This is a genomic window from Candidatus Pantoea persica, assembly GCF_013753875.1.
GTDB lineage: Bacteria > Pseudomonadota > Gammaproteobacteria > Enterobacterales > Enterobacteriaceae > Pantoea > Pantoea persica.
On record NZ_SMDS01000019.1, the window covers coordinates 1 to 13,337 of the forward strand.

Annotated in this window: 7 protein-coding genes and 8 pseudogenes; 10 read left to right on the forward strand and 5 right to left on the reverse strand. The window is 62.6% G+C overall.

What is annotated here, in order from left to right:
* Positions 1-379: 379 nt before the first annotated feature.
* Positions 380-862 (forward strand): phosphohistidine phosphatase SixA, encoded by a 483-nt coding sequence (sixA, locus tag EIO60_RS10635; RefSeq protein ID WP_258576784.1) that lies wholly within the window; start codon positions 380-382, stop codon positions 860-862.
* A gap of 33 nt (positions 863-895) precedes the next feature.
* Here the strand turns inward: sixA and smrB are convergent, their stop codons facing one another.
* Entirely contained in the window at positions 896-1,447 is a 552-nt protein-coding gene (gene smrB / locus EIO60_RS10640) for an endonuclease SmrB (RefSeq protein WP_258576785.1), read from the reverse strand.
* Between the two features lie 161 nt (positions 1,448-1,608).
* Between smrB and prmB the strand changes: the two genes are divergently transcribed.
* The 6 genes and pseudogenes from prmB (at position 1,609) to EIO60_RS10670 (ending at position 6,190) form a co-directional block, all read left to right on the forward strand.
* Positions 1,609-2,541 carry a 50S ribosomal protein L3 N(5)-glutamine methyltransferase gene (gene prmB / locus EIO60_RS10645; RefSeq protein WP_258576786.1) on the forward strand — a complete coding sequence of 311 codons (933 nt, stop codon included), beginning with the start codon at positions 1,609-1,611 and terminating at the stop codon, positions 2,539-2,541.
* 27 nt (positions 2,542-2,568) lie between these two features.
* Positions 2,569-3,654: a chorismate synthase gene (aroC, locus tag EIO60_RS10650; RefSeq protein WP_258576787.1), complete on the forward strand. Its 1,086-nt coding sequence runs from the start codon at positions 2,569-2,571 to the stop codon at positions 3,652-3,654.
* A gap of 4 nt (positions 3,655-3,658) precedes the next feature.
* A complete protein-coding gene (mepA, locus tag EIO60_RS10655; protein WP_258576788.1) occupies positions 3,659-4,483 on the forward strand; it encodes a penicillin-insensitive murein endopeptidase in 825 nt (274 codons plus the stop codon).
* An 8-nt stretch (positions 4,484-4,491) separates the two neighbouring features.
* Positions 4,492-5,278 (forward strand): annotated as a pseudogene (locus EIO60_RS10660) (TSUP family transporter).
* Positions 5,279-5,329: 51 nt separating this feature from the next.
* Complete coding sequence (locus EIO60_RS10665) at positions 5,330-5,896, forward strand: elongation factor P hydroxylase (protein WP_258576789.1); 567 nt, start codon at positions 5,330-5,332, stop codon at positions 5,894-5,896.
* A 12-nt stretch (positions 5,897-5,908) separates the two neighbouring features.
* A pseudogene (locus tag EIO60_RS10670) lies at positions 5,909-6,190 on the forward strand (YfcL family protein).
* A 28-nt stretch (positions 6,191-6,218) separates the two neighbouring features.
* Here the strand turns inward: EIO60_RS10670 and mnmC2 are convergent.
* Positions 6,219-7,546: pseudogene (gene mnmC2, locus EIO60_RS10675) on the reverse strand (tRNA (5-methylaminomethyl-2-thiouridine)(34)-methyltransferase MnmC2).
* A 154-nt stretch (positions 7,547-7,700) separates the two neighbouring features.
* On the opposite strand from mnmC2, the gene fabB reads away from it, so the two are divergent.
* A complete protein-coding gene (gene fabB / locus EIO60_RS10680; RefSeq protein WP_258576790.1) occupies positions 7,701-8,921 on the forward strand; it encodes a beta-ketoacyl-ACP synthase I in 1,221 nt (406 codons plus the stop codon).
* A 218-nt stretch (positions 8,922-9,139) separates the two neighbouring features.
* A pseudogene (locus EIO60_RS10685) lies at positions 9,140-10,291 on the forward strand (arabinose transporter).
* On the opposite strand, the pseudogene pdxR reads toward EIO60_RS10685, so the two are convergent.
* A pseudogene (gene pdxR / locus EIO60_RS10690) lies at positions 10,263-11,667 on the reverse strand (MocR-like pyridoxine biosynthesis transcription factor PdxR). The pseudogenes EIO60_RS10685 and pdxR overlap by 29 nt on opposite strands.
* A gap of 87 nt (positions 11,668-11,754) precedes the next feature.
* Here pdxR and EIO60_RS10695 point away from each other — a divergent pair.
* A pseudogene (locus EIO60_RS10695) lies at positions 11,755-12,199 on the forward strand (rhodanese-like domain-containing protein).
* A gap of 106 nt (positions 12,200-12,305) precedes the next feature.
* Here EIO60_RS10695 and EIO60_RS10700 read toward each other — a convergent pair.
* Positions 12,306-12,593: pseudogene (locus EIO60_RS10700) on the reverse strand (flagella biosynthesis regulator Flk); the annotation flags it as partial.
* 155 nt (positions 12,594-12,748) lie between these two features.
* A pseudogene (locus tag EIO60_RS10705) lies at positions 12,749-13,313 on the reverse strand (tripartite tricarboxylate transporter permease); the annotation flags it as partial.
* Positions 13,314-13,337 lie beyond the last annotated feature (24 nt).

Genomic DNA, 13,337 nt, shown 5'->3' on the forward strand with positions numbered 1-13,337 from the left:
GGGGGGGGGGATCCGCAGCGCGCGCGAGGGCGACGTCGGCGCGGTGTTCGGCATCGGCTTTCCGTCTTTTCTCGATGGCCCGTTCCGCTATATGGACCAGGACGGCAAGCGATTTGCCCACTGTGAGGTGCTGACAGCGGTGCAACAGCATGAGAAAAAGTTTTACATTTCCTGACTAAATCGAATAACCGCTTCGATTCAGCGGGTTAGAAAAGCGCCGTCAGAACAGGCGGCGCGGCACGATTCTGAGAAGCGCTTATTTAATAAACAACAGATTGACTATACTCAAACCATTAGGGTACAATACAGCGTTCATTCGCAGAATGAAGAGTCAGGCGCCTTCACGTCGGGCTATATCGACAAACAACAGCGGTGCTTTATGCAAGTTTTTATCATGCGTCACGGCGATGCTGCTCTTGAAGCCGCCAGTGATTCGGTCCGACCTCTGACCCATTGCGGCTGTGATGAATCGCGTCAAATGGCTAACTGGCTTAACGGCCAGACGGTGGACGTAGAACGTGTGCTGGTCAGTCCCTATCTTCGCGCACAGCAGACGCTGGCGACGGTACGCGAAGCGTTACATCTGCCGGAAGGGCAGGAGACGTTGCCGGAGCTGACGCCCGGCGGCGATCCCGGCCTGGTGGCCTGCTATCTGCAGGCGCTGGGAAAAGAGGGCGTGAAGTCGGCTATCGTGATTTCGCACCTGCCGCTGGTCGGCTATCTGGTGTCGGAACTCTGTCCGCAGGAAGCGCCGCCGATGTTCGCCACCTCCGCCATCGCCTGCGTGGATTTCGATTCCGCCAGCTGCGAAGGCAAACTGCTGTGGCAGGTCAGTCCCTCTAAACTGGCGAAAGCCATGTAACGTCCGCGGGCCGCTCAGACGGCCCATCCCCGCTTAAAACAGCTCGGGCGGTTGCCACTCCTCTACCTCAATCAGCACCAGCAGCGCCGCGTCGCCGCCAAACATTTTTTGCGCCTGATGGAAGGCCATCACCCAGGGATGCTGCGCCAGCCAGAGCGGCGTCTGCTGCTTGAGAATATGTTTGCCGTGACCGGTCATCACGTTGGCGCAGAACAGATGCCTGCGGCGGCAGGCGGCGATCAGCGCCCCCAACTCTTGCTTCGCCTGCTGCTGCGTCAGGCCGTGCAGGTCGAGAAAAATCTCCGGCATATAGTCGCCGCGCCGCAGCTTTTTCAGTTCGAAATGGCTGATGTCGGCGCGCACGTAGCGCGTGGCGCCCTCGGTGGCCAGCAGCGGCTGGAACTCGTCGGAGAAGTAGTGGCTGTTGTCCACCTGTTCGGAAATTAACCGCTTTAGCGGCAGCTTGCGGCTTTTCACCGCGGGCTTATAATGCACCACGGTGTCCTGCTTTATCTTGCGCGTGCCGCTCATCAGCTGGCGAAACAGCGCCTTGTCGTCATCGTTGAGATATGTTTTTTTTCTCATGGCAGCGAATCTTGGTTAAAAAGGGCGAAAAACAGCGAATGGCGTTACCTTAACGTCCGCATCAGTAAATGTCAGCTTTTTCACCTCGCTGCGCTGAATTCTCCCCGGCTTCGTGGCACACTATATCGGCCGATTTAGCAATTGGGCCTGCGGAGGGCTACGTGGACAAAATTTTCGTTGATGAGGCAGTCAATGAGCTGCACACCATTCAGGATATGTTGCGCTGGGCGGTCAGCCGTTTTTCCGCCGCCGGGATCTGGTACGGTCACGGCACCGACAACCCTTGGGACGAAGCGGTGCAACTAGTCCTGCCCACGCTCTGGCTGCCACTGGATACTCCGAAAGATATGCGCAGCGCGTGCCTGACCGCCAGCGAGCGCCACCGCATCGTCGAGCGCGTCATCCGTCGCGTCAACGAACGCATTCCCGTTGCCTATCTCACCAATAAAGCCTGGTTCTGCGGCCACGAATTCTACGTCGACGAGCGCGTGCTGGTACCGCGCTCCCCCATCGGCGAGCTGATCAAAAACCGCTTCGCTGGTCTGGTGACGGACGCGCCGCGCCATATTCTCGATATGTGCACCGGCAGCGGCTGCATCGCGATCGCCTGCGCCTACGCCTTCCCGGAAGCAGAAGTGGACGCGGTGGATATTTCCTATGACGTGCTGGCGGTCGCCGAGCAGAATATCGAAGAGCACGGTCTGATCCACCACGTGACGCCGATCCGCGCCGATCTGTTCCGCGAGCTGCCGTCGGTGAAATACGATCTGATCGTCACCAATCCGCCCTACGTGGACACGGAAGATATGGACGATCTGCCCAGTGAATATCGCCACGAGCCGGAGCTGGGGCTGGCGGCGGGCAGTGACGGCCTGAAACTGGTACGCCGCATTCTCGCCTGCGCGCCTAACTACCTGAACGACAACGGCGTGCTGATCTGCGAAGTGGGCAACAGCATGGTGCATATGATCGAGCAGTATCCCGACGTGCCCTTTACTTGGCTGGAGTTCGACAACGGCAGCGACGGTGTCTTTATGCTGACACGCCAGCAGATCGTCGACGCACAACATCACTTCTCTATTTATAAAGACTGAGCGAACGCTACGTAACAAGGAACCACCATGGCCGGAAACAGTATCGGACAATTTTTTCGCGTAACCACTTTTGGCGAGTCTCACGGCATCGCGCTGGGCTGCATCGTTGACGGCGTGCCGCCCGGTATTCCGTTGACCGAAGCGGATATCCAGCACGATCTCGACCGCCGTCGTCCCGGCACCTCACGCTACACCACGCAGCGCCGCGAGCCGGATCAGGTGAAAATTTTGTCTGGCGTCTTTGAGGGCGTCACCACCGGCACCTCGATCGGCCTGCTGGTTGAAAACACCGACCAGCGTTCGCAGGATTACAGCGCCATTAAAGATCTGTTCCGTCCCGGCCACGCCGACTACACCTACGAGCAGAAATACGGTCTGCGCGACTATCGCGGCGGCGGTCGCTCCTCAGCGCGCGAAACCGCGATGCGCGTGGCGGCGGGCGCTATCGCCAAAAAATATCTGCAGATGCAGCACAGCGTAGTCGTGCGCGGCTATCTGGCACAGATCGGCGACGTGGCGTGCGAGCTGAAGGACTGGAGCATCGTTGAAGAGAACCCCTTCTTCTGCCCCGACGCCAGCAAGCTGGAGGCGCTGGACGAGCTGATGCGCGCCCTGAAGAAAGAGGGCGACTCCATCGGTGCTAGGGTCACGGTGATGGCGGAAAACGTGCCGCCGGGCCTCGGCGAGCCGGTATTCGATCGCCTTGACGCCGACCTGGCACATGCGCTGATGAGCATTAACGCGGTGAAAGGGGTAGAGATCGGCGACGGTTTCGCGGTCGTCAACCAGCGCGGCAGCCAGCACCGCGACGAGATCCGCGCCAGCGGCTTTCAGAGCAACCATGCCGGCGGCATCCTCGGCGGCATTAGCAGCGGCCAGACCATCAGCGCCAGCCTGGCGATGAAGCCGACCTCCAGCATCACCGTGCCGGGCAACACCATTACCCGCAGCGGCGAAGAGGTAGAGATGATCACCAAAGGGCGCCACGATCCCTGCGTGGGCATTCGCGCCGTGCCGATCGCCGAGGCGATGATGGCGATCGTGCTGATGGACCATCTGCTGCGCCAGCGCGCGCAGAATGGGGACGTCCACAGCAGCGTACCGTGCTGGTGACGCCATGAAACGCTTGTTAATCGCGTTAGCGGCGCTGACCATCAGTGCCGCCAGCCTGGCGGCGACGCCGTGGCAGCGTATTCAGCAGCCGATTCCAGGCGCGCCGAAGTCTATCGGCGCCTTTGCAAACGGCTGCATCGTCGGCGCGCAGGCGCTGCCGCTCAACGCCCCGAACTATCAGGTGACGCGTCAGGATCAGCGCCGCTACTTTGGCCATCCCGATCTGAGCCAGTTTATTCAGCGCCTCAGCACTCAGGCGCACGATCTGCGACTCGGCAACGTGCTGATCGGCGATATGGGCATGGCGGCGGGCGGGCGCTTCAGTAGCGGCCACGCCAGCCACCAGACCGGCCTCGACGTCGATATCTGGCTGCAGTTGCCGAAAACCCGCTGGAGCGCACAGCAGCTGCTGAAGCCGCAGCCGCTCGATCTGGTGACGGCGGATGACAAAAGGGTGGTAGCGCGCCACTGGCGGCCGGAGATCGACAGCCTGATCAAACTGGCAGCGAAAGACGATGATGTCACACGTATCTTCGTCAATCCGGCGATTAAAAAGCAGCTGTGCGCCGATGCTGGTGCCGATCGCGACTGGCTGCGCAAGGTACGTCCGTGGTTCGCCCATCGCGCCCATATGCACGTGCGCCTGCGCTGTCCGGCCAACAGCGTCGACTGCGAAGATCAGCCGGCACCGCCGCCGGGCGACGGCTGCGGCGCCGAGCTGGAAAGCTGGTTCCTGCCGAAGAAACCGGGCGGCGGCGCGCCGGTGAAGCGCGAACCGCCGCCGTTGCCACAGGCGTGTCAGGCGCTGCTGGATAAACATCTGTTATAGGGATCCCCATGGAGTGGTTTGTCGTCAGCCCGATGGTTCTTGGAGTGCTGTTTCTGGTCGCCGTGCTGGCGGCGTTTATTGACTCCATCGCCGGCGGCGGCGGGTTGCTGACCTTGCCGTCGCTGCTGGCCGCCGGGCTGTCGCCCGCTCAGGCGCTGGCAACCAACAAGCTGCAATCGGTGGGTGGTTCGTTCTCCGCCAGCCTCTACTTTGTGCGGCGCGGTCAACCTGCGCGAACAGCGGCTTAATATCGCCATGACCTTTCTCGGCGCGGTGCTCGGCACGATTCTGATCCAGCACCTCAACGCCGAGGCGCTGCGTCAGGTGCTGCCGCTGATCGCCATCGACCTGTGGTTTTTGCTGATGCAGCGGCTGGGCGAAGAGGATCGCGCCCGCCGTCTGCACGGCTTGCCCTATGCGCTGGTGGGCGGCGGCTGCGTCGGCTTTTACGACGGCTTTTTCGGCCCTAGCGCCGGCTCGTTCTACGCGCTGGCCTTCGTGACGCTGTGCGGCTTTAACCTTGCCAAAGCCACCGTCCACGCCAAGGTGCGGAACTTCACCTCCAACTTCGCCAGCCTGCTGTTATTTATGTTCGGTGGCAAAGTGAGCTAGGGCACCAGCCTGATTATGATGCTCGGTGCCTTCTGCGGCGCGCGGATCGGGGCGCGCTTGGTGCTGAGCCGCGGTCAGAAGCTGATCCGCCCGATGGTGGTGATCGTCTCTGCGGTAATGAGCGCGAAGCTGCTGTGGGACGTCCACGGCAGCGCGCTACTGGCCTGGATGGCTGCCCTGTAAACTTTCTTCTGTGTTTCGGCGTCGTAACGACGCCTTGTTGACGATGACATTATGACCACGACGCACCACTACCAACAGCTGATTACCATTTTTGATGACTGCTTCCGCGATGAGTTTCAGACCCGTCTAATTAAAGGCGAAGACGAACCCATCTATCTTCCGGCAGACGAGAGTTCGCCCTGGCATCGGGTGGTGTTCGCGCACGGCTTTTACGCCAGCGCGCTGCACGAGATCTCCCACTGGTGCATCGCCGGCGAGGTGCGGCGCAAGCTGGTGGACTTCGGCTACTGGTACTGCCCGGACGGACGCGACGCGCAGACGCAAAGCCAGTTTGAGTCGGTGGAGATCGAGCCGCAGGCGCTGGAGTGGATGTTCTGCGTCGCGGCGGGCTTCCCCTTTAACGTCAGTTGTGACAATCTCGACGGAGATTGTGAGCCAGATCGCATCGCGTTCCAGCGCAAGGTCCATGCTCAGGTGATGCTCTGGCTGGAGAAAGGCATCCCTGCGCGACCCGTGCGCTTTATTGCCGCGCTGGCGGCGTTCTATGGTACGCCGGTGCTGACACCAGATCGTTTTCCGTGGCCGGAAGACCTGTGTAACCAATGCAGACATTATTAAAGAGGAATTAAGATGATCGCAGAATTTGAAGCCCGTATTCTGGCCCTGATTGATGATATGGTCGATCACGCCAGCGATGACGAGCTGTTTGCCTGCGGCTATCTGCGCGGTCACCTGACGCTTGTGGTTGCGGAAATCGAACCGTCGGGCGAGCACACGCCGGAAGCGTTGCAGATCTAGGTCGCCAACAGCTTGCAAAATGCCATCGCCGCGGGCAATCTGTCGCCGCGCGACCAGGCGCTGGTGGTCGGCATGTGGGACAACCTTTTCCTGCAGGCGCGTCAGATCGCCTGACGGCGTCGGGCGGCGCGCCGCCTGCTCGCTATTTTCCCGCCTTTTTCCCTTTCAGCAGCCTTCTCACCCAGTAGCGGTTCGGGCCGAGCACGGCCAGCGTCGTGCTATCCAGCGGCTGCGGCTCGCCGCGCGCCTCGCCGGCGTTGACGTCCACCGCCTCCGGCCAGCCGCAGTCAGGCACACAGTGTAGAAGCTGGGCGCGGTTCTGCTGCTGATCCGCTTCGCGATAGTCCGTGGCGGTTTCGCCGCGATGGTAGTTGGCACCGATGCAGTGCGTGCCGAACTGCGGGCTGACCGGCGTCAGATAGCCGTCATAGCAGAGCACGCTCTTCAGCGCGGCCAGTCCCGGCATGCTCGGCACATGGCTGACCTGACCGGCGACCGCATAGGCGGGCAGCTGCGCGTTTTGCGCCAGCGCGGTCAGGCTGTGGCCGGTCGCCAGCACCACATTTTCATGCCGCGCCTCGCCGCCGTCGGCGCAGTAGAGCGTGACCCACCAGACGCGCCGCGGCATCGCCAGCGCCAGGATCGCGCTGGCGATGCCGCCGCCGACAATCGCCGCCTCAGCGGCGCGCGCGGCGGGGCACGCATACCAGGGCTGCTCGGCGGGCAGCGGCGGCGCGTCGGCAAGAGTGCCGCACAGCATCTCGCGCTTGTGGCCGAACCCCTTGCGCCGCGCCACCGCGAAACCCGTCTGCTGCAGGCCACTGCGTACGAAGCCCGCGGCGGTAAAGGTGGCGAAGTTGGCGCCCGGCCGTGCCAGCTGCGCCATGGCGGTAAACAGCCGCGGCGTCCACATATCGGGATTTTTCGCCGGGGCGAAGCCGTCCAGAAACCAGGCGTCGACCTGAATGCGCAGGCTGTCATCAAAGCTTTCAATAAGGTTATTAATATCGCCCAGCCAGAGGTCGAGCGTGACGCGTCCTCCGTCGAACAGCAGCCGCTGGCAGCCGGGCGACGGGCCACTGTTGTTGCAGCTGCTCCGCCTAGGGGCGCAGTTCCGGCCAGCACTGATGCGCCGCCGCGAGATCCGCTTGGGTCAGCGGGAATTTTTCAAAGCTGATGAAGTGCAGACGACGCAGCGGCGCCTCAGGCTATGCCTGCTGGAAAGGTGTCAAACGCCTGCCACAGTGTAAGAAAGTTCAGGCCGGTGCCGAAACCGCTTTCGGCGACGACAAACAGATTGCGCCCGTGCTGCGCGAAACGCTGCAACAGATCGTTGCCGCCGAGAAAGACGTAGCGCGTCTCTTCCAGACCGTTGTCATTGGAAAAGTAAACGTCATCAAAGGCTCGGGAAACAAGTGTACCCTGTTCACTCCAGCTCAGCTGGGCGTGTTCAACCGGCGATAATTTCACGGCAAAGGCTCGTTTTTCAGGCAGTGGCGCGATTTTAGCGACCAGGGTCACATGACGCAAATTTACAAAAGGAAATTGCTGATAGGACTTGTTCGGCTTACAAGTGTAAGCTAGAGTGCACGTCATCCAAAAGATGGGCAATGAGGACAACTGAATGAAACGTGCAGTGATCACTGGTCTGGGGATCGTTTCCAGCATTGGTAATAACCAGCAGGAAGTGCTGGCTTCTCTGCGTGAAGGCCGTTCCGGCATTACTTTCTCTCAGGAGCTGAAGGATTCCGGCATGCGCAGCCACGTCTGGGGCAACGTCAAACTGGATACCACCGGCCTGATCGACCGCAAGATTGTGCGTTTTATGAGTGATGCGTCTGTCTATGCCTACCTTTCAATGGAAGAAGCGATCAAAGATGCCGGCCTGGCCGACGAGCAGTATCAGAACAACCCGCGCGTTGGGCTGATTGCCGGCTCAGGCGGCGGTTCGCCGCGTTTCCAGGTGTTCGGTGCTGACGCCATGCGCAGCCCGCGCGGCCTGAAAGCGGTGGGCCCGTATGTGGTAACCAAGGCGATGGGCTCCGGTGTCTCCGCCTGCCTAGCGACGCCGTTTAAAATCCACGGCGTGAACTACTCTATCAGCTCCGCCTGCGCCACCTCCGCGCACTGCATCGGCAACGCGGTCGAGCAGATCCAGCTGGGCAAACAGGATATCGTGTTCGCCGGCGGCGGCGAAGAGCTCTGCTGGGAGATGGCGTGTGAGTTCGATGCTATGGGCGCGCTCTCCACCAAATACAACGAGACCCCGGAAAAGGCCTCCCGTACCTATGACAGCGAGCGCGACGGCTTTGTTATTGCCGGCGGCGGCGGCATGGTAGTGGTGGAAGAGCTGGAGCACGCGCTGGCGCGCGGCGCGCACATCTATGCTGAGATCGTTGGTTACTGTGCGACCTCTGACGGCGCGGACATGGTTGCCCCGTCAGGCGAAGGCGCAGTGCGCTGCATGAAGATGGCGATGCAGGGCGTCGATACGCCAATCGACTACCTCAACAGCCACGGCACCTCGACCCCGGTCGGCGACGTGAAAGAGCTGGGTGCCATCCGCGAAGTGTTTGGCGACAACACCCCGGCGATCTCCGCGACGAAAGCGATGACTGGCCACTCGCTGGGTGCCGCAGGCGTGCAGGAAGCGATCTATACGCTGCTGATGCTGGAGCACGGCTTTATCGCGCCGAGCATCAACATCGAATCGCTCGATCCGGTGGCGGAAGGGATGAATATCGTCACCCAGCCGTCCGAAAAAGCGCTGACCACCGTGATGTCCAACAGCTTCGGTTTCGGCGGCACCAATGCCACCCTGACCATGCGCAAATATCAGGCGTAATTGCTGATAACGCTTACCTTCAGGGGCCAGTTTAACCGGCCCCCTTTTTTTTGACATCCCCCATCCCGCCTTGCTGGAATTAGCCACGCAATCTCTTCCCTGACGATCCCCCGTCACCTGAGTATAAATGTTAATCAAGGCGCGCCCAGAGGGGTAACGCATGGCCAAGGCGCGCTGTGTCCGTGCGGCGTCGTGCTGAACAAGGAGCGACAAGCGTTATGACCCAATCCGCGACCGACACCCAGGCCGCCTCGACCCTGCCGCTGGCCTGCGCATCGCTGGCAATCTTTATCACCTATCTTACCGCCGGTCTGGTGCTGCCGGTTATTCCGCTCTATGTGCACCACGAGCTGAGCCTGAACAACGTAATGGTCGGCACAACGGTGGGCATGCAGTTTTTCGCTACGCTGCTGACGCGCGGTTTCGCCGGACGCCGCGCCGATCGGCGTGGCGCGAAGCGCACCACGCAGCAGGGCATGCTGGCGATTGCGCTGGTGGGCGTCGCCTATCTGGCGGCTGTGCTGCTGCCGGCACCGCCGCTGGTGAAGTTCGCGCTGCTGGCGCTGGGGCGCTTTCTGCTCAGCTTCGGCGAAAGCCTGCTGCTCACCGGCAACCTGACGTGGGGCCTCGGGCTGGTGGGCGCGAAGCGATCCGGGCTGGTGATGTAGTGGAACGGTATGGCGATCTACGGCGCGCTGGCCGTGGGCGCGCCGCTTGGTCTGCTGCTGCACCAGCACGGCGGCTTTGTGCTGTTGGGCGCGGTGGCGAAGGCGCTGGCGCTGAACAGCGCCATCCGCCCGGTGCCGGTGGTGGGTGGCGAACGCCCCTCGCTGACGAGCGTTATCCGTACCATTTTCCGGCCCGGCCCGGCCCGGCCCGGCCTCGCGCTGGCGCTGCAGGGCGTCGGCTTTGCGGTGGTCGGCACCTTTACCTCGCTCTATTTCACCGCGCAGCAGTGGGGCCATGCCGGTTTCACCCTGACGGCGTTTGGCGTCGCCTTTGTGCTGGTGCGCCTGCTGTTCGGCGGCGCGCAGGATCGCCACGGCGGCATTCGCGTCGCGCTGATCTCGCTGCTGGTTGAGGCGGCAGGCCTGCTGCTGGCGCTGGCGCCGCAGAGTGGGGTGGCGCTGCTCGGTGTTCGCTGATCTTCCTGGCGTTCGGCGTCGAGGTGGCGAAGCGCGTCTCGCCGCAGGTGCGCGGCACGGCGCTGGGAGGCTTCTCCGCCTTTCAGGATATCGCCTACGGCGCCAGCGGGCCGCTGGCGGGGCTGCTCGCAACCGCGCTGGGCTACGGGCTCGGTCTATCTGGCCGGCGCCTGCTGCGCGCTGCTGGGCATCGTCGTCACCTGGCGTTTTGCCCGCCGCGTATGAACAAGGCGGCGAGCTTCGCGCAGCCCGCGCGGATTTCGCCGGGCGACAGCGTGGAAAATCCCAGAATCCAGCCCGCCTGCGCGTGCATATCCACACAAGCGTGCTGAGGTGCTGCAGCGTCACTCCGTTCGCCGCCGCCTGCGCGGTCAGCGCCACTTCCTCACCCGCTTTCAGCAGCACCGTCAGCTGCAGGCCGCCGGGCGTGGCCGCCGGCGTCAGCCAGTGCGAGATAGGTTGCAGCTGCGCCAGCAGCAGATCGCGGGCGGCTGCGGTAGAGCTGACGCATCAGGCGTAAATGGCTGGCGAAGTGTCCCTGCTGCTGCAGCGCGCTGTGTCCGTCCATTACGCTGCGCGCCTGGCCGAGCGGTTCGACCAGCGCAGGCGGCACCACCATCCACGCCAGCCGCAGAGAGGGAAAGAGCGACTTGGAAAAGGTGCCCAGCGTAATGACGCGGCCGTGGCGATCCAGCCCCTGCATGGCGGGCGGTGGGCGATCGTCATAGTGAAACTCGCTGTCGTAGTCGTCCTCGATAATCCAGCTGTCGTGGCGCTGCGCCCACGCCAGCCATGCCAGCCGGCGGGGCAGGCTCATCGCCATACCGTGGGGTAGTGGTGCTACGGCGTCAGGTAGAGCAGCTTCGCCGCGCCGGGCTGCGTTTGCGCGCCTTCGCTGTCCAGCGGTACGCCGCGGCATCGCGCCCCGGCGGTGAGAAAGGCGTTGCGCGCGCCGGGGTAGCCCGGCGTCTCCAGCCACACCTCGTCGCCGGGATCGAGAAAAAGCATCGCCAGCAGCTGCAGCGCCTGCCGCGAGCTGGTCAGGATAATCACCTGCTCCAGGCGGCAGCGCAGGCCACGCGACATCGCCAGATAGTCCGCCACCGCGCTGCGCAGCGGCCCGTAGCCTGGCGGATCGCCATAGCCCATCAACTGGCTGCCATGCAGGCGCTGCACGTTGGCGCTCAGTCGCCGCTAGAGGCGGTGGGGAAAGGCGCGCAGCTCCGGCGATCCGGCGGTGAAGGCGTGCGGAAAGGGAGGTCCTAGCAGCCACCGGTGGCAATCGCCGCCTGGCCGCGCGCGGAAAAGTGCGGCGTCGACGACGCGGCGACGCCTGTCGCCCGCGACGGCATCACGATGGCGACGAGGGTGCCACGGCCGACCTCGCGGCTGAGGTAGCCTTCGCTTTCCAGCTGTGCGTAGGCGGCCTCTACCGTGACGCGCGACAGGCCGAGATCGCCCGCCAGCTGGCGCGTTAACGGTACCTTTTGCCCAAAGCTGAGGTGGCCGCAGGCAATCGCCTGGCGCAGCGTGGCGCACAGGCGTTCGCGCAGCCCGCCCTGGGAGTGATGGCTGAACAGCGTAAGCAGCGGAGCGCGCATAATGGTCTTATCTCATGGCGAATATGGGTCTGAAGGAGCAGTCTACTTTGCTGTAAACTGGCGGCACACCACAACAGGAGAATGGCTATGTCACTGGTTTTACGCTTTCCGCCGCCGTCGCCGCAGCACAGCCTCGACTATCTGCAACACAAACTGGCGTACTACGCCGACGCCTGGGACGTCGTGGAGGATCTCGCCCAACAGATCACGGCGATCGTCGTGATTGACGCGCGTTCGCCGGACGCCTACCGCGCCGGGCATATTTGCGGCGCCGTGAATTTTCCGCACCGCACCATGGACGCCACAAGCACGGCGCGGCTGGATCGCAGCAAAGTCTACGTCACCCACTGCGATGGCATCGGCTGCAACGGCTCGACCAGGGCGGCGTGGAAGCTGGCAGCGCTGGGATTTCAGGTCAAGGAGCTGATCGGCGGGCTTGATTTCCAGCGGCGGGATAACCATCCTGTCAGCTGGGGCGACGCGCCGGGCTGAATGGCCTGAAGTTGCGCCCGGCGCGCAGTGCGGCTGTTAGCTCAGAGCACCAGCCACAGCAGCAGCAGGAAAACCACGATAAGCAGCATCCCGCGCCTAGGATGGGACGCTGCGTTAGCGGGCGCGGCAGGGTGTAGTCGTCCGTGGTCGATCGGCTGCTTGAGAGAGGCTTCCAGCACCAGCAGCGTCGTTGCGCTGTGCTGGCTCAGGGTCTGACGCACCTGCAAATATTACGTCAGTAGCGAAAAGTGGCACGCCGGGATCGGATCGCCGCTGGTGAGATTTACCAGCTTCAGCGCCGCGCCCCAGATTTTGCCGGTCGGCTCGCCGGTGGCAGCGGCCAGACGGGCGATTTGCTGATTCAGCGACTGATGCTCGGCGGGCAGCAGCGTATGTCCGGTGACGCGCGACTGCTGCGACTGCTGCGGCTGCGGACGGCGTGACGGAAGAACGATCGCCCATCGGCGCACCGGGGTCGTTAAGAGGTTGCATGGCGGAATCCTTGGAAAACAGAACAGCGTTGGGTGCGCCGGAAAAAAGATGCGCCATGATAGCAAAAGCCCCCGGAAAATCCACGGGGGCCATACGCTTATTCTGCTGCCGCGAGGGTGACGCGTTTGCGACGCCAGCGTTTCCACAGCGGCGGCACCAGCAGCACCGCAATCGCCAGCACCAGCAGGATTTTACTTATAGGGCTTTCCCACAGAATGCCCATGCTGCCGTTGCTGATCGACAGCGCGCGCCGCAGGTTCTGCTCCAGCATTTTGCCCAGCACAAACCCGAGGATCAGCGGCGACCTCGGAAAATCCATCTTGCACAGGATATAGCCGAAAATGCCGAGCGCCACCATCAGCAGCAGGTCGAAGGTGGTGCTGTGCACCGCATAGACGCCCACCGCGGAGATCGCCTTTGCCGAACCGATCGTTGCTACTGATCTTCTTCTTGGTCATGTAGGCGATGGTGGCACCCGCGCCGACGAAAAATCCGATAAAAGAGGATCGCAGCGTTGCACCGGTCGACATGGCCGCCTCTTTCATATTGAATATCATGCGACCGCTGGCACGCACCACTTTTTGCCCGCCGCTGGTCGATTCCAGCATCAGCAATATTTCGCTGACCAAGAAGAGGCCGATCACCACCACCACCACCACCACCACCCAGAGTGTGATTGCCGCCGA

Bases quoted from the DNA above. Each gene is read 5' to 3' on its own strand.
- sixA (WP_258576784.1), top strand. From the start codon at position 380: ATGCAAGTTTTTATCATGCGTCACGGCGATGCTGCTCTTGAAGCCGCC.
- smrB (WP_258576785.1), bottom strand. From the start codon at position 1,447: ATGAGAAAAAAAACATATCTCAACGATGACGACAAGGCGCTGTTTCGC.
- aroC (WP_258576787.1), top strand. From the start codon at position 2,569: ATGGCCGGAAACAGTATCGGACAATTTTTTCGCGTAACCACTTTTGGC.
- mepA (WP_258576788.1), top strand. From the start codon at position 3,659: ATGAAACGCTTGTTAATCGCGTTAGCGGCGCTGACCATCAGTGCCGCC.
- EIO60_RS10665 (WP_258576789.1), top strand. From the start codon at position 5,330: ATGACCACGACGCACCACTACCAACAGCTGATTACCATTTTTGATGAC.
- fabB (WP_258576790.1), top strand. From the start codon at position 7,701: ATGAAACGTGCAGTGATCACTGGTCTGGGGATCGTTTCCAGCATTGGT.